We start from the raw sequence: 16,132 nt of genomic DNA, 5'->3' as shown, positions 1-16,132 counted from the left end.
CGCCTACCAGCGGGCGAAATGCTGTTCGGTGACGCCGGCCAGCTGCGTCACGATGCGGCGCGGCGCGTCCGGTGCGCTGCGCACCCAGCCGGTGAAGGTGCCGAGCGGCTGCACGTAGCGGCTGGCGGCGATGCGCAGGTTGCGCTGCTCGCGGCGCGCGGCGACGGGCGTGAACACCAGGTCCAGGCAATCGTCCTCGGTGAAGATGCGCCACGGCTCCAGCGGGTCCTTGGCATCGTACACGAAGCGGGCCGGCGCCAGCGGATGCACGGCGCCGTCCAGCCACAGCGCGTTCTCGTTGGCGCCGAAGTAGCCGGCCTGCACGTTGAAGCCCACGTCGAGGTCGTGGCCGGAAGCCCAGCGCCATGCCGTCTCGCGCGGCAGCAGGCCGTTCGAATAGTCGATGCTGGCGGTGCCGCCGTCCAGGCTGTACTCGTTGCGCCACGTGCGCACTTCGCCCGTCAGGGCCAGGCCGCCCGTCTTTTGCGTCGCGTGCACGCCGCCGCCCGCCACCACGCCGCTGGCCACCAGTGCCGGCGCCGTGGGCGCGGCAAAGGAGGCGTCGACCTCCAGCCATGGGCTGCGCAGCGACAGGCCCTGCGGGCCCAGGTCGATGTACACGCCGGCGCGCCCGAACGTGCTGGTGCCGGCGCCGTCCTCGGCCAGCGTGGCCGAGAAGCGGCCCGGCAAGCCGTCCTGCGAGAAGTTCGCCATCATGTCGCCGTCGGCGCGGTCGAACGCGTATGCGAAGCACGTCGTCATCCAGCCGACGTCGACGATCGCCACGGCGCAGAACATCTGGTCGGACGCCAGCGCCGCGTAATGCCAGCGCTTGTGGTGCAGCCTGCGCCACAGCGCGCCCCGTGCGTAAGGCGGTGCCAGCCGATGCCAATCGCAGCCGCGCAGGGTGCCGGCGTGGCGGCCCAGCGCAGGCATGCCGTCCGGCCCGACGATACAGGCCGGTGCCGGCGGCAGGATCGTGTGCGCCGCGTTCATGCCGCCCTCACCTCATCATCATCGTCGCTGCCCAGCAGTGCCTGCAGCGGCGCCGCAAAGGCCGCGGGCTCGGTGCGCACCACGGCGATGCTTGCGCAGCCGTGCCATTGGGCGCAGCGACGCAGCGCCTGGGCCAGGTCGCGCGTGAAGCGTTCGCTGATGCGCACGCCCGGCTCCAGCCACAGCGCCTTCAGTTCGAACACGCCGTCGCGGCGGTGCGCCTTCGCATCGACGCGCCCGACCAGCGCGCCACGCCGCAGCAGCGGCAGCGTGAAATAGCCGTGGCGGCGCTTGTCCGCCGGCGTGTAGCATTCGAGCCGGTAGTCGAAGCCGAACAGCTCCAGCGCGCGGCGGCGGTCCCACACGACCGGGTCGAACGGCGACAGGATCGTCGTCAACGTGGGCGCCAGCGTGCCGGCGGCGGCCTGCGCGGCCAGGTCGGCATGGTCCGGGTGGATGTAGACGGGCTCCTTCCAGCCTTCGACGCGAGCGCGCAGCAGCAGCCCCGCATCGGCCAGCGCGGCCTGGTCGACGTGCGGCGGCTTGGTGCGGTAGTAATCGGGAATCCAGCCGGCTTTCGCAACGCCCAATGCGCGCACGGCGTTCAGCGCCAAGGTGCGGCGCACGTCGCCATGCGACGGCAGCTGCGCATCGCTCCAGCCGGGCAGCAGATGGGGGATGATTCGGGACAGCACGCGCTCGGCCACGTCATAGACGCGCTGGAACTGCTGGCGCCGCGCGATCATCAGTTCGCCCACCATGAACAGCGCTTCGAGCGTGCGCTTTTCCGGCTTCCATTCCCACCAGCCGCCCGCCTTGCCGTCGGTGCGTTCGAAATCGGCCGAGCGGACCGGCCCGTGCGTGCGCACGTGCGCCAGCAGCGCGTCGGCCTCGGCACGCCGCTCGCGCAGCCACGCCGTCGAACGCCTCCAGCCCATCGCCTCCGGGTCAAGCATGCGGTGGCGCAGCAGCGGGTAATCCGCGGCCGGCACGAAGCACGCCTCGTGGGCCCAGTATTCGAACAGCGCGCCCTCGGCCAGCAGCTCGTCGAGCCACTGCTGCGGGTAGTCGCCCAGCCGGCTCCACAGCACCAGGTACGGGCTGCGCGCGACGACGTGGATCGTGTCGATCTGCAGCACCAGCATGCGGCGGATCGCGGCCAGCACATCGGCCTTGGTAGCGCGGGCGCGGCGCGGCGCCGCCAGGCCCTGGGCGGCGAGATGCAGCGCCCGCGCGGCGGGCAAGGTAAGAGTCAGGTCGGTCAAATGGCGTCCTTCAGCATGGGCAGGGCGAGGCTATTCTAATGAACTTTGCCAGCCCGGCGGGGATTTGTCATGCCGCTGCCTTCCCGCCCGCGGCCGGGATGCGCTACACTTGGGCGCTTTCGCCACTGCCGGGCGCGCCGCGCCTGCTTCTCTCCATCATTTGCCACCATGCGGCTGCTGCACACGTCGGACTGGCACCTGGGCCAGTCGCTCCATAATTTCGACCGCCACTACGAGCACCAGCGCTTCCTGGACTGGCTGCTGGAGACGATCGTCGCCGAACAGGCCGATGCGCTGCTGATCGCCGGCGACGTGTTCGACAACGCGAACCCGTCGGCCGCATCGCAGCGCCAGCTGTACCAGTTCCTGCAGCGGGCGCGCCAGGCCGTGCCCGGCCTGGACGTCGTCGTCGTCGCCGGCAACCACGATTCGCCCGGCCGCATCGAGGCGCCCGGGCCGCTGCTGGAAGCGCACGGCACGCGCGTCGTCGGCCACGTGCTGCGCAATGCCGACGGCAGCATCGACGTCAGCCGCCTCGTCGTGCCGCTGACGAACCGCGACGGCGCCGTGGCGGCCTGGTGCCTCGCGGTGCCGTTCCTGCGCCCGGCCGACGTGCCACGTGCCGGCGACGAAGGCGATCCCTATTTGACCGGCATCGCCGACCTGTACCGCCAGGCGCTGGCGCACGCCGAAACGCTGCGTCTGCCGGGCCAGGCCATTGTCGCGATGGGTCACTGCCATATGGTGGACGGGCAGATGTCGGCCGACTCCGAGCGCCGCATCGTCATCGGCGGCACCGAGATGCTGCCGGCCGGGATGTTCGGCCCCGGCATCGCGTATGCCGCGCTGGGGCACCTGCACCTGGCCCAGCAGATCGGCCCGCACAGCCACATCCGCTATTGCGGCAGCCCGCTGCCGCTGTCGTTCTCCGAGGTGCATTACCAGCACCAGGTGCTGCGCGTGGACCTGGACGGCCACTCGCTGCGCGACGCCGTGCCGATCCTCGTGCCGCGCGCCGTGCACCTGCTGCGCGTGCCGACCCGGCCGGCGCCGCTGGCGCAGGTGCTGGACGAGCTGGAGGCACTGGACTTCCCGCCGATGCCGCACGAAGCGCAGCCTTACCTGGAAGTGCGCGTGCGCCTGGACGCGCCAGAGCCGGGCCTGCGCGCCCGCATCGAGGCCGCGCTGGAGGGCAAGCACGTGCGCCTGGCGAAGATCGAAACGACGAGCGCCGCGCGCGGCAACACGTTCGAGGACGCGGCCGTGTCGCTGGACCAGCTGGCGCGGCTGCAGCCGGCCGACGTGTTCGCCCGGCTGTACTGGCAGAAGTACGGCAGCGACGCGCCGCCCGACCAGCTGGCGGCGTTTGCCGAACTGCTGCTCGCGGAGGCGGCCGGATGAGGATCCTGCGCATCGGCGGCAAGAACCTGGCGTCGCTGGCGGACGAATTCTCCGTCGACTTCGGCAGCGAGCCGCTTGCCTCCTCCGGCCTGTTCGCGATCAGCGGCCCCACCGGCGCCGGCAAGAGCACGCTGCTGGACGCGCTGTGCGTGGCCCTGTACGACCGCACGCCGCGCCTCGTCCATGCGCGCGGCAAGACGCCGGACGCGGGTGAACACATCGGTTCCGACGACACGCGCAACCTGCTGCGCCGCGGCACGCCGGAAGGCTACGCGGAGGTGGACTTCGTCGGCAGCGACGGCCTGGCCTACCGGGCGCGCTGGAGCGTCCGCCGCGCCCGCACGAAGGCCGCCGGCGCGCTGCAGCCGACGACGATGACGTTGCACACGCTGCCGGAACTGCAGCCGGTCGGCGCGACGAAGACGGAAGTGAAGCAGGAGATCGAGCAGCGCGTGGGCTTGAACTTCGACCAGTTCACGCGCGCCGTGCTGCTCGCGCAGAACGAATTTGCCACATTCCTGAAGGCGCAGGACGACGAGCGCGGCCTGCTGCTGGAAACGCTGACCGGCAGCACGATCTACAGCGACCTGTCGCGCCGCGCGCACGAACGGGCCAAGGCGGAATCGCAGGCGCTGCAGCAGTTGCAGGCGCGCCTGGCGGACCAGAAGCCGCTGCCGCTCGATGAACGCGAACAGGCCGAGCGCCGGCTGGCCGATGCCGATGCGGCATGGGCCACGCTGGAGCAGCGCAAGGCCGCGCTGGAGACGGCACTGCGCTGGCACGAGCAGCACGACCGGCTGACCGACGGCGTCAAAGAGGCGCACGCCGCGTGGCAGGAGCGCGTCGCGGCCGTCGAAGCGGCGGCGCCCCGCCGCGCCGCGCTCGACCAGCTCGACGCGGTGCAGGAAGCGCGTCCGCTGCACGACGACGTGCAGCGCATCGCCCAGGAGACCGAACAGGCGCGCGCCGCGATCGCCCGCTGCGCCGACGAAGCGCGGCAGGCGGCGCAGGCGCAGCAGCTGGCCGCCACCGCGCAGCAGGAAGCGGCGGCGCGCGTGCAGGCCGCCGAGGCGGCGCGGCATGACGCGGCACCAAAACTGGACCAGGCCAAGGCGCTCGACGCGCGCATCGACGCGATGGGCCCGCAGCACGCGCAGGCGCGCGCCGCGCGGGACGCGGCGGTGGCCGCGGCTACGCAGGCGGCAAGCAGCCTGTCGGACAAGCGCAATGAACGGCGCAACCTCGTCGCCGCGCAGGACTTCGCGCAAGGCTGGCTGGCCGAGCACCGGCACTGGGCCGTGCTGGGCGAACAGTGGGCGCGCTGGGACGAGTTGTTTGCCCAGGCCGGCCGTGCCGCCACGCACGTGCAGGCCATCGCGGCCAAGCTCGCGGCGGCGCAGCAACGCGCCGCCCGCCACCGCGACGACGAAGCGGCCGCCCGCGCCGGCGTGGCCGCGGCGGCGGACAAGCTGCGCGCGGCCGAAGCGGAACGCGATGCCGCGTCGCAGGCCGTGGCAGCATTCGACGCGGACGCGCTGGCCGCGCGGCGCGGCGCCGCCGAGGCACGCCGCACGGCGCTGCAGGATGCCGAGCGGCTGTGGCAGGAACTGGCCGCGCGCGGCGAGCGCCAGGCCGCACTGACGGCGCAAGCCGCGCAACTGCAGCAGGCGCGCGACGGCGCCCATGCGCTGGCCGACCAGGCCAGGGTCGACCTGGCCGCCGGCAAGGCCGCGCTGGCGCAGGCGGAACGGGCCCTGGCGCTGGCCGAGGCGGCGTGCGGCGAAAGCGTCGAACGGCTGCGCGAGACGCTCGAAGACGGCACGCCCTGCCCCGTGTGCGGCGCCACCGAACACCCGTACCACGGCGACGACCGGCTGCGCGGCATGCTGGAGGAACTGCGCGCCGACGTGACGCGCTGGCGCGCCGCACAGGAACGGCAGATCGAACACGAGGCAACCCAGCGCGCGCTGGTGGCGTCCAGCACCGAACGGCTGGCGCAGGTGCAGGCGGAACTGACGTCGCTGGCACCGGCGCTGGCCACGCTGGAGCAGCGCTGGCATGACACGTTGGCCGCGCTCGGCGGCGCGGCGGACGCGGACCACGCCGCGTGGCTGGCCGGCCGATTGGCCGCCGCAGGCACGGATCTGCAAGACGTGGCCCGGCAGGAGCAGGCGCTGCGCCAGGCGACGGCCGCGCGCGATGCCGCCCGTCAGGCATGCGAACAGGCCAGCGCCGCGCAGGCGCAATGCCAGGCCAGCCTGGCCACCGCCGCCACTGCGCTGGCTCAGGCACAGGCGCAGGCCGACGCGCTGCAGGCGCAGCACGGCGATGCGGCCGGGCACCTGGAGTCGCTGCTGGACGGACTGGATGCCGCGTTTGCGGACAGCCCGCAGGACGGCTGGCGGGACCAGTGGCGCGCGGACCCGGCCCACTTCCACGCGTTGCGCCAGGCCGAAAGCCGCCAATGGCTGAAGCAGCGCGCCGACCTCGACGAACGCGCCGCGAAGATCGCCGCGCTGGACATCGAACTGACCGCGCTGCAGGAAGCGCATGCGCGCGTCGCGGCCGAGGAACAGGCTGCGCGCGCAGCCTTCATCGCGGCCGACGAAGCGTTGCAGCAGGCGCGTAGCCAGCGGCTGGCGCTGTGGAACGGCGCACCGGTCGGCGACGTCGAAGCGAAGCTGCGCGCGGCCTGCGAGGCGGCCCATGCTGCGCTGCATGCGCAACAGGAGGCCGGCCAGCAGGCGGCGCAGCGGCGCGCCCGTTGCGATGAGGCGCTGGCGCAGGGTCAGCGCCGTATCGCCGACCTGGACGAGGCGGCGGGCGCCGCGCGCAACCGGCTTGCCGCCTGGCTGGACGCGTTCAACGCCGCCCATGCGGAGCCGGACCTGTTCACGCCGCAGGTCGGCGTTGGCTCGCTGGACGAGCTGCTGGCATTGCTTGCCCAGCCGCTGGACGCCGTGCGCGCCGAACGGCAGGCATTGCAGGCGCTGGACCACGCTGTCGCCCATGCGCTGGCGGTGTTGCGCGAACGCGAGGAACAGCTGCAGCGTCACGTGGCGCAAGCGCCGGCCGACGGACCTGCGGCCGATGCGCTGCGCGAGGCGTTGACCGCGCTGGCGGCCGAGCGCGTGGCCGCGCAGGAGCAGCTGTCGACGCTGAAGGTGGCACTGGCGCAGGACGACGAGCGCCGCCGCCGCGCCAGCGCCGTGCTGGCGGAACTGGAGCGGCAGGAAGCAAGCCAGCGCCGCTGGGCCGCGCTGGACGATCTGATCGGCTCATCGGACGGCAAGCGCTTCCGCAACTATGCGCAGCAGTTCACGTTGGACGTGCTGCTCGGTTACGCCAACGCGCACCTGCGCCAGCTGGCACCCCGCTACCAGCTGCTGCGTATCGACAATCCCGCGCAACCGTCGCTGGGCCTGTTGGTGCGCGACCTGCACATGGGCGACGACCTGCGTTCGGTGCACTCCCTGTCCGGCGGCGAATCGTTCCTCGTGTCGCTGGCGCTGGCGCTGGGGCTTGCCTCGCTGTCGTCGAACCGCGTGAAGGTCGAGTCGCTGTTCATCGACGAAGGCTTCGGCAGCCTCGATGCCGAGACGCTGAGGGTGGCGATGGACGCGCTCGACAACCTGCAGGCGATGGGCCGCAAGGTCGGCGTCATCTCGCACGTGCAGGAAATGACGGAGCGGATCGCCACGCGCATCCTCGTGCAGCCGGGCGCTGGCGGGCGCAGCCATGTCAGCGTGGCCTGATAAAATACGCGTTTATAGGAATTTAGCTGCAGAAATCATGCTGAAAGCACCACGTACCCTGACGTTCAAATGCGCCAAGTGCGCCAAGGCGGTCAAAGTTACCGTTCAGAAAGTATCCGCCTGCTCGCACATCACGCCGTACTCCGGCGTGTGCGCGTGCGGCGAAGTGAAGCTGCACGCGATCGGCCAGCCGGACGCGGTGCAGGCTTACCTGGCCTCCAACGGCCTGTGGACGCATCACCACTGACCCTCTCAAGAAATCGGCGGTTTTGCCGATGTAGAGGGATCCGGTAACAAACCGCGTAACAAGACGAACAGAGGCCTGCCATGTCTTCGATCTCTCCGCTCGGCGCCCGCCAGTACCAAAATACCGCCCTCGCCGGCTCCAGCCAGCAACCGCAGCGCGGCAATTCGGCCGTGCAGCAGACGGGCGCTGCGAAGTCCAGTAACGTCGCGCTGTCGCCGGGCGGCGTGGACCTGCAGCAGCGCGTCGACGCGCTCGGTAACAACACGATCGATCTCGCCCAGCAGTTCCTCGGCAGTTTCGCGCAGAAGCTCCTCGGCGACGATGCCAAGAGCGCGACGATCGCGTTCGATTCGGTGGCGCTGGAAGCATCGTCGTCGATGGCGGCCGGCGTCATGCATGCGGAAGGCGGCGGCCGCGTCACGGATGCTGCGGCGTTCAGCCTGAACGAAAGCTCGCACTTCCTCGGCAAGGGCACGATCACGCTGGCCGACGGCAGCAAGTACGACTTCGAAGTCGAGGTGCAGTACGAGGCATCGATGACGGCGGGTGCGAGCCAGGATTCGGAACGCGAGAAGCTGATCGAGCAGAACCCGGCGATGCCGCTGCCGGCGATCGAGTTCCCCGACATCGACTGGCCGGGCAGCCTGGCCGACCTCTTCAAGCTGATGGACAAGCAGGTCTCGGGCGACGTGCGCGGCACGGACCAGCAAGGTGTGGACGGCCAAGGCGTGGGCGGACAAGATGGGGCGGGCGACAAGCTGGGCACCTTGTCGCTGCGCCTGCTGAAACTCGTCAACAGCGCCGAAGCGCTGGACACGTACGGCCCGCCGGACGCGAAGGCGGCCGCGAAAGCCTATGCCGCCGAGCTGGCGGCCGGCGCCGGCAAGGAAGCGGACAAGGAAACCACTAAGGACGCCATCAAGACGCCCGTGAAGACGGACCAGGTGGACACCCCCGTGAAGTCGGCCGCGGACATCCCGCTGACGATCTCCACGAACCCGCCGGCGCCCGACGAAGCCTGATCCGGGCCGTGAACCCGGCGGCCGGTCCATGCCGGCTATAATGCGCGCTTGTATCGAAACCGCCGATCGGCGGTTTCGCCTTTTTTGCCGTCTACTCCGCCTACACCATGCAAGCAGCCCCTCCCCTGATCCACTGGACCGAACAAGGTACGGACCACGCCGTCCGCTGGCATTCGGAAGCGGGCATGCCGCCGCCGAAGCGCGTCGCCGTGGCCGACGACACGATGAATGCCGACACCGCATACCGCCTGGCCTGCGAAGGCACGGCGCTGCTGTGGCGCGGCGACTTCCAGAACGCGCGCCAGCTGCTGCAGGCGCTGGCGCGGCGCGCCGACCACAAACATGGCAAGGGCAAGAAGAAGCCGGCGAAGGTCGCCGCGTCGCCGACCGAGGCGTTCCACCTGCACCGGCAAGCGCAGTCGCAACGGGCGCGCACCCTGGCGATGCTGCTGATTCCATTCGAGCCGGGCTACACGATCCCGCTGCGCCGCGCGCCGGACGTGAAGCTGGCCTGCAACGAAGCCTACGGCCGCGGCGACGATGCGTTCGTGATCTCGCTGCGCGAGCTGCTGGGCCTCGTCGGCGCGCACGAGTGGCGCAAGGCCGGCGTGGCGATCCCCGCGCTGGGCGCGCGCATCCACCCGCACTACGGCGTGTTCTCGCCGGTGCGCGGCGAGTACGTGCAGTTGGTGGCCGATACGCCGCTGCCGAAGAACACCAAGGTGGCGTTCGACATCGGCGCCGGTACCGGCGTGCTGTCCGCCGTGCTGGCCCGGCGCGGCGTGCCGCAGGTAATCGCAACGGACATGGACCGGCGCGCGCTGTCCTGCGCGCGCGAGAACATCGCCCGCCTCGGCCTCGACGAACAGGTGCAGCTGCTGGAAGCGGACATGTTCCCGCCGGGCCGCGCGCCGCTCGTCGTCTGCAATCCGCCATGGGTGCCGGCACGGCCCAGCTCCTCGATCGAGCATGCCGTCTACGATCCGGAGAGCCGCATGCTGAAAGCCTTCCTGGCCGGCCTGAAGGACCACCTGAGCGAGGGCGGCGAAGGGTGGCTGATCCTGTCCGACCTGGCCGAGCACCTTGGCTTGCGCCCCCGCGAGCACCTGCTCGAATGGATCGCGCAGGCGGGCCTCGTGGTGCTGGGCCGGCACGACGTGCGCCCGGTGCACCCGAAGGCGACGGATGCGGACGATCCGCTGCATGCGGCGCGGGCGGCGGAAGTGACGTCGCTGTGGCGCCTGGGCGCCGCCTAAGCTTCGGGCAGCCCCAGCTCTTCGCGCCACATGGCGGCCAGCGTCGCCAGTTCGTGTTTCAGGTCGAACGCCGGATCGTCGCGCGGTTCGATCACGTCCAGCACCTGGAACTCGACGCCGGCCTCGCCGTGCGCCGCCCAGTCGCGCTGTAACTCCGCATCGCGATGCATCTTCATCTTCAGCTCGAAGCGGTGCCGGTTCAGCGCACCGTTGACGTCCGTGCTGCCGGCCACGATCGCTCGCCCGCTGCTACCGCGCACGAGGTAAACACCGGCCTGCGGCCCCTGCTCGCGATATTGCCGTTTCAGTTCGCGCTTGTCGGCGTTCATGGCTGCTCTCCAAACGCCAGGCGCGTCACGTACGTCAGCACGTCGCGCGGCCAGCCCTGCGCGTGGCGGGCGAACAGCGCCGCATCGTCCGCGAACAGCGCGCGTGTGGCTTCCTCGTAGCCTGGCAGGTTGCCCGCCAGCGCATTCATCACGCGATACGCGCGCTCCTGCGCGGCGCGGCGCGCATCGCGGTCCGCATGCACGCGGCGCGCCTCTTCGACCAGCTTGCGCAACGTGACGGACGCACCACCCGGCTGCGCCTCCAGCCATTCCCAATGCCGCGGCAGCAGCGTGACTTCGCGGGCGACGACACCCAGCCTGGGCCGGCCACGGCCGCGCGGCTCAGCCGCCGGCATGTGTTCTTGCTCCTGCGCCGCGGGCTGCGGCGCTTCGCTGGTGCGCAGGTCGATGTCGACCTGGGTGCCGGTGCCGTCGTCGAAGGTCAGCACGGCACCGGCCCCCTGTTGCGCCAGCGCCTGCCGGACGGCCTGCGCGTTGGCGGACATGTCGCCGGCAGCAATCAGCCGATCGCCGTGAAAGCTCGTGTACGTGGTCATGTTGTCGCCCAAAAGTATCGAGACCGAATATTACCGGGGTAAAAATGCGACGTCAATATTACCCGGGTAAATATAGAAACCAGAGCCGGCCTTGCGGACGGCCGCATAAAGGTATATAATTCTTGCCTCAGACGCGGGGTGGAGCAGTCTGGCAGCTCGTCGGGCTCATAACCCGAAGGTCACAGGTTCAAATCCTGTCCCCGCAACCAGATTCGAAAAACCGCCGGTACTCGCAAGGGTCCGGCGGTTTTTTCATGGGTCCTCGCCTTGACGCGGCGGTTCGCGATGTTACACTCCGGCACTTTGTAGCCATACAGGAGCCGCGCGTGTCGGACCATAACGATTCCCCCACCAAACCGTCCCGCCGCCGGCTGTTCCAGGCCGCAGCAGCCGCCGGCGCCATCGGCGCCCTGCCCGCACTGAACCAGGAATCCGCTGCGGCGCCGAAGGCTGCATCGAAGCCCGTGAAGGGTTCGCTGGACGCCAAGCTGAAGGCGCACGTGAAGAACGTCGTCGTCATCTACCTGGAGAACCGCAGCTTCAACAACCTGTTTGCCGGCTTCCCCGGCGTCGCGCAGCCATTGGCCGACGTGCCGCCGGAACAGTACCGCCAGCGCGACTACGACGGCAGCGTGCTGCCCGAGCTGCCGAAGGTCTGGGGCGGCATCATGGCCGCGCCGCAGGAAGTGGCGGGCAAGCGCTATGAGCTGAAGGAAGACGACGTGAAGGGCTTGCCGAACGCGCCGTTCGAACTGAAGGACGTCAACGGCAAGCCGCTGCCCGAATCGATCGTGACGCGCGACCTGTGGCACCGCTTCTACCAGAACCAGATGCAGATCAACGGCGGCAAGAACGACGGCTTTGTCGCGTGGACGGATGCGGGCGGCCTCGTGATGGGCCACTACGGCCAGACGCACAAGAACCTGGGCCTGTGGCAGGTGGCGCGCGAGTACACGCTGTGCGACAACTTCTTCATGGCGGCTTTCGGCGGCTCCTACCTGAACCACCAGTTCCTGATCTCCGGCCGCACGCCCGAGTACTTCAACGCGAAGGACACGAAGGCGAAGAAGAAGATCGCCGTGCTGGCCGACGGCCCGACGGGCAGCCGCCTGGCGCTGGCGCCGGACAGCCCGAAGTCCGCGCTGGAAGGCCGCGCCAAGTTCGTGAACGACGGTGCGATCACGCCGGACGGCTATGCGGTGAACACGATGTCGCCGCCGTACCAGCCCAGCTACGTGCGGCCGGCGCCGGGCGGCGATCCGCTGCATGCGGACCCGCTTGATGCCAGCGTGCTGCCGCCGCAGACCTACGACACGATCGGCGACCTGCTGTCGAAGAAAGGCGTGTCGTGGGCCTGGTATGCGGGCGCGTGGCAGGCCGCGCTGGACGACAAGGGCGGCGGCAGCAAGCCGAACTTCCAGGCCCACCACCAGCCGTTCAACTACTTCCGCAACTACGCGCCGGGCACCGCCGCGCGCGCCGAGCACCTGCGCGACGGCGGCCTGGGCGACAGCCCGATCTCGAACCGCTTCCTGGCCGACGTCGTCGCCGGCAAGCTGCCGGCAGTCAGCTTCTACAAGCCGCAGGGGAACCTGAACCTGCATGCGGGCTACTCGGACATCGAGTCGGGCGACCAGCACATCGTCAACGTGCTGGAACACCTGAAGCACTCGCCGCAGTGGGACAACATGGTGATCGTCCTCACGTTCGACGAGAACGGCGGCTGGTGGGACCACGTCGCGCCGCCGCAGGGCGACCGCTGGGGCCCAGGCTCGCGCATCCCGGCGCTGGTTGTCTCGCCGTTCGCGAAGAAGGGTGCGGTGGACCACAGCTTCTACGACACGACGTCGATCCTGCGCTTCATCACGCGCCGCTTCGACCTGCCGCTGCTGGAAGGGCTGGCCCTGCGCAACAAGGCGTGCGCCGCACGGGGCGCGCTGCCGCCGGGCGACCTGACGGGGGCGCTGGCGTTCCGCTGAGGGGTTATCGAGCGGCCCGGTGCGCGAGCACCGGGCCGCGGTGAAAGAGCGCCCGCGGCGGCGGCATCGTCTACTGCGCCAGCTTCAGCTTGCCGTCCGCGATGGCCTTTTTGTAGCAATGGATATTCGCATGATTGGCGCGCATCTCCGGGCTGTGCACCAGCTCATGGATATGCACGATGCCGTATTGATAGCTGTTCAGGTTCACACGCTCCGGGTCCGCAAAACCGAGCTTGCGGAAAATGTCGGTCGCCGGGTCGGCCAGCGCTTTCATCGTGCCCCCGGTCGATAACGCGAGGCCAAAACACAGCGCGCCCGCCGCCACAGCGCCCCATCCGATAGTTTCGAGCTCGCTCATCCTTGGATTCACGCCAAGGAAGAATGTGCAGGCGGTGATACCCAGCATGGCGAAGCCGAAACACCATGCAGCGATCTTGAAATTGACTTTGCGCTCGGCTTGCTGCCCCACGCGTGGGGCACCCACACGAGGCCCTTGTCTTCGCTGAGGATGCCGCGAGCGATCAGCACGTCCTCGTGCCTCGAAACCACCGCCCGGACTTTCTTCCCGGCAGGCAGCTTGCTGGCGCCGCCAAACGTGCCACACATGATTTGCTTGTCGATCAGGCAAGCAAAGTTCTCGGTGTCCTCGCCGTCATACAACGCGACGGACGCGGCCGCCGCGACCTGGCCGTGAAAGCCGCTCAGCGCGTCGCCAAGTGCGGTCGCCGCGCTGCCGGCCCGATAGTGCCGGTCTATCCGGGCCAGCAGATTCTCCCTGCCAAGGGCGACCTGCAGTTCCGTGATGACGCCTTCGATGACGAAGGTGTCGCCGGAATCGTATTGCGGGGTTGTTTTCGTCATCCTCCTCCGGCGCCGATGGCGCGCGACGCTTTCTCGAGCTCTTCCAGTTAGCAGGCGCTCGAGCCTTGCTCGTATCCGCATTCAGGCTGCTGTGGGCGAGGTGGCGCACACGCACGACGGCGAAGCAGGCAGCGTGTGCCGACCCAGGCCCCGGCTCGCCGCGTCGCCATCGTTTTCGAAGAAGTACAACATCCCCTCCTCGCTCATCGACCGCTCGACGAACGCCAGGTCGCTCTCCAGGTATTGGGTGATGGTGCTGCGCCGGACGCAAACACCAGAATTGGCGATGTCCAGGCGCCAGGCCGGCGCCAGCTTGCCTTGACGTCGCAGCCCTACCGCGAAGGTTAGTAAAAAAACCACATTATAGTGCAGTCAGGAATCTTTACCGCTCTCTTGGTCCGGATATTTCATCAGTGCGATGCGCGGCAGGCTACCCCGCGCTCCGGCCGCCGCACAAAGGGTTGCCGTTGTGTTACACTGCGCGCCGCTTCAGATCGAAAGAGCCCGACTGCCTCAGCCGGGCTTTTGTTTTTGCACGCCGCCGATGAGAGACAAAAAAGACAACGCGACCTTCGACCTGCCCGGCTTCGGCTCCGCCGAACCTTTGGCGCCGGAACCGAAAAAGCCGCCGCCGCCGCGTGCCCGCCGTGCCGCGCTGAAGCAGGAACAGCTCGAGCTGCTGGAACCGACCGATGCCACCGGCCTGCCCGTCTGGCAGCGCGACGAGAACCTGGACGTGACCGGGCTGCCGGTCTGGCAGAACTGAGATGCGTGACCGGCTGGCTTGACCGGGTACCGCAATTCGGGACGCCACCGCCGCAACCGAGTGGCACAAAAACCGGCGCAAATGCGCCAGCGCCGCGGGCATGAGGCCCGCACCTGTTAGACTATCCACCCCTTACCTTACCCCTCGTGCCGCCGCACGCCGCCATGACTTCCTTCTCTTCCCTGCCCCTGTCCGACGCCTTCCTCGCGAACCTCGCGCAACTGGGCTATCACACGATGACGCCGATCCAGGCCGCCAGCCTGCCGCCCGTGCTGGAAGGCCGCGACCTGATCGCGCAGGCGCAGACGGGCAGCGGCAAGACGGCCGCTTTCGGCATCGGCCTGCTGTACAACGTCAACCCCGCGTGGTTCGCCACGCAGGCGCTGGTGATGTGCCCGACGCGCGAGCTGGCCGACCAGGTGGCGAACGAACTGCGCCGGCTGGCCCGCAGCGTCGCCAACATCAAGGTGCTGGTGCTGACAGGCGGCGCGCCGATGCGGCCGCAGATCGCGTCGCTGGAACACGGCGCGCATATCGTCGTCGGCACGCCGGGCCGCATCCGCGACCACATCGGCCGCCAGACGCTGGACCTGTCCGGCGTGCGCACGCTGGTGCTGGACGAGGCGGACCGGATGACGGACATGGGCTTCTACGACGACATCGCGGCGATCGTGAAGCTGTGCCCGAAACGGCGCCAGACCTTGCTGTTCTCGGCCACCTACCCGCAGGACATCCGCCAGGCGACCGAGGCGTTCCTGGTCGATCCGGTGGAAGTCGTCGTCGAAGCGCAGCACGCGCAGTCGACGATCGAGCAGCGCTTCTACGAGATCGGCTTCGACGAGCGCGACGACGCGGTGGCGCGCCTGCTGCGGCACTTCAAGCCGGCGTCCGCGATCGTGTTCTGCAATACCAAGGCGCACTGCCGCGAACTGGTCGACACGCTGCGCGCACAAGGCTTCTCGGCGCTGGCGCTGTACGGCGAACTGGAACAGCGCGAGCGCGACGAGATCCTCGTGCTGTTCGCGAACCGCAGCTGCCAGATCCTCGTCGCGACCGACGTCGCCGCGCGCGGCCTCGACATCCAGGACCTGGAAGCCGTCATCAACGCCGACGTGTCGAAGGACACCGAGGTGCACGTCCACCGCATCGGCCGCACCGGCCGCGCCGGCGGCAGCGGCCTGTCGCTGACCTTGTGTGCGCCGAACGAGAAGAAGTGGGTCAAGCTGATCGAGGAATACCAGGGCGGCCCCGTGGACTGGCACCCGCTGTCCGAACTGGACGAGGACGACCCCGGCCACGGCGACCCGGCACCGATGCTGACCTTGTGCATCGCCGGCGGCAAGAAGGACAAGCTGCGCCCCGGCGACGTGCTGGGCGCGCTGACGGGCGAGGCAAAGCTGGCCAAGGAACACGTCGGCAAGATCAACGTGTTCGAATTCCAGACCTACGTGGCGCTGGACCGCCGCATCGCCCACGACGCGTTCGACCGCCTGGCCGCCGCCAGCCGCATCGCCGGCGACTTCGGTAGCGAGTTCGGCGCGATTAAAGGGCGCAACTTCAAGATGCGCTTCATCGACGTCTGACCACGGTTGCGCGGCCACGACAAAAACCGTTGCCCAACATCGGGGACTGTCCCTCGTTTTTGGAAATATTTCCAATTTTGAGGGACTGTCCCCGATTTTAGGAAACATTGATGCC

General features: G+C 69.3%; 15 protein-coding genes and 1 tRNA gene. 9 read left to right on the top strand and 7 right to left on the bottom strand.

Going from position 1 to position 16,132, the window contains the following annotated elements:
• Positions 1-3: 3 nt before the first annotated feature.
• Positions 4-996, bottom strand: a complete 993-nt coding sequence (locus tag IP92_RS04785) for a DUF2804 domain-containing protein (protein WP_145873406.1) — start codon at positions 994-996, stop codon at positions 4-6.
• The gene (locus IP92_RS04780; protein WP_145873405.1) at positions 993-2,261 is read right to left on the bottom strand and encodes a winged helix-turn-helix domain-containing protein; all 1,269 of its coding nucleotides are present in this window, start codon (positions 2,259-2,261) and stop codon (positions 993-995) included. Before IP92_RS04780 ends, IP92_RS04785 begins: the two co-directional genes overlap by 4 nt.
• 168 nt (positions 2,262-2,429) lie before the next feature.
• On the opposite strand from IP92_RS04780, the gene IP92_RS04775 reads away from it, so the two are divergent.
• The 5 genes from IP92_RS04775 (at position 2,430) to IP92_RS04755 (ending at position 9,942) form a co-directional block, all read left to right on the top strand.
• Positions 2,430-3,662, top strand: a complete 1,233-nt coding sequence (locus tag IP92_RS04775; protein WP_145873404.1) for an exonuclease SbcCD subunit D C-terminal domain-containing protein — start codon at positions 2,430-2,432, stop codon at positions 3,660-3,662.
• The gene (locus IP92_RS04770) at positions 3,659-7,417 is read left to right on the top strand and encodes an AAA family ATPase (RefSeq protein ID WP_145873403.1); all 3,759 of its coding nucleotides are present in this window, start codon (positions 3,659-3,661) and stop codon (positions 7,415-7,417) included. The genes IP92_RS04775 and IP92_RS04770 overlap by 4 nt, the downstream gene beginning before the upstream one ends.
• 37 nt (positions 7,418-7,454) lie before the next feature.
• Complete coding sequence (locus IP92_RS04765; RefSeq protein WP_131144849.1) at positions 7,455-7,664, top strand: hypothetical protein; 210 nt, start codon at positions 7,455-7,457, stop codon at positions 7,662-7,664.
• A gap of 80 nt (positions 7,665-7,744) precedes the next feature.
• A complete protein-coding gene (locus IP92_RS04760; RefSeq protein WP_145873402.1) occupies positions 7,745-8,686 on the top strand; it encodes a hypothetical protein in 942 nt (313 codons plus the stop codon).
• Positions 8,687-8,793: 107 nt separating this feature from the next.
• Positions 8,794-9,942: a methyltransferase gene (locus tag IP92_RS04755; protein ID WP_145873401.1), complete on the top strand. Its 1,149-nt coding sequence runs from the start codon at positions 8,794-8,796 to the stop codon at positions 9,940-9,942.
• On the opposite strand, the gene IP92_RS04750 is transcribed toward IP92_RS04755, so the two are convergent.
• On the bottom strand, positions 9,939-10,271 hold the full coding sequence (locus tag IP92_RS04750) for a GIY-YIG nuclease family protein (RefSeq protein ID WP_145873400.1): 333 nt from the start codon (positions 10,269-10,271) through the stop codon (positions 9,939-9,941). The genes IP92_RS04755 and IP92_RS04750 overlap by 4 nt on opposite strands.
• Complete coding sequence (locus IP92_RS04745) at positions 10,268-10,828, bottom strand: DUF2239 family protein (protein ID WP_145873399.1); 561 nt, start codon at positions 10,826-10,828, stop codon at positions 10,268-10,270. The genes IP92_RS04750 and IP92_RS04745 overlap by 4 nt, the downstream gene beginning before the upstream one ends.
• Before the next feature lie 132 nt (positions 10,829-10,960).
• Between IP92_RS04745 and IP92_RS04740 the strand changes: the two genes are divergently transcribed.
• Positions 10,961-11,037 (top strand) — tRNA-Met (locus IP92_RS04740).
• Between the two features lie 117 nt (positions 11,038-11,154).
• Positions 11,155-12,807 (top strand): acid phosphatase, encoded by a 1,653-nt coding sequence (locus IP92_RS04735; RefSeq protein WP_229418631.1) that lies wholly within the window; start codon positions 11,155-11,157, stop codon positions 12,805-12,807.
• Between the two features lie 70 nt (positions 12,808-12,877).
• Here the strand turns inward: IP92_RS04735 and IP92_RS04730 are convergent, their stop codons facing one another.
• The 3 genes from IP92_RS04730 to IP92_RS04720 form a co-directional block, all read right to left on the bottom strand.
• A complete protein-coding gene (locus tag IP92_RS04730; RefSeq protein WP_145873397.1) occupies positions 12,878-13,165 on the bottom strand; it encodes a hypothetical protein in 288 nt (95 codons plus the stop codon).
• A gap of 8 nt (positions 13,166-13,173) precedes the next feature.
• A complete protein-coding gene (locus IP92_RS04725) occupies positions 13,174-13,668 on the bottom strand; it encodes a hypothetical protein (protein ID WP_145873396.1) in 495 nt (164 codons plus the stop codon).
• A gap of 81 nt (positions 13,669-13,749) precedes the next feature.
• Positions 13,750-14,028: a contractile injection system protein, VgrG/Pvc8 family gene (locus IP92_RS04720; RefSeq protein WP_229418630.1), complete on the bottom strand. Its 279-nt coding sequence runs from the start codon at positions 14,026-14,028 to the stop codon at positions 13,750-13,752.
• Positions 14,029-14,212: 184 nt separating this feature from the next.
• On the opposite strand from IP92_RS04720, the gene IP92_RS04715 reads away from it, so the two are divergent.
• Together IP92_RS04715 and dbpA are read left to right on the top strand one after the other, a co-directional pair.
• Positions 14,213-14,434 (top strand): hypothetical protein, encoded by a 222-nt coding sequence (locus IP92_RS04715; RefSeq protein ID WP_145873394.1) that lies wholly within the window; start codon positions 14,213-14,215, stop codon positions 14,432-14,434.
• A 164-nt stretch (positions 14,435-14,598) separates the two neighbouring features.
• Complete coding sequence (gene dbpA / locus IP92_RS04710) at positions 14,599-16,017, top strand: ATP-dependent RNA helicase DbpA (RefSeq protein ID WP_145873393.1); 1,419 nt, start codon at positions 14,599-14,601, stop codon at positions 16,015-16,017.
• Positions 16,018-16,132: the final 115 nt, after the last annotated feature.

Origin of the sequence: Pseudoduganella flava (assembly GCF_007830495.1) — a bacterium.
GTDB classification, from domain to species: domain Bacteria; phylum Pseudomonadota; class Gammaproteobacteria; order Burkholderiales; family Burkholderiaceae_D; genus Rugamonas; species Rugamonas flava.
The sequence above is the reverse complement of the archived record's forward strand: the minus strand, read 5'-3'. Positions and strand labels throughout refer to the sequence as shown.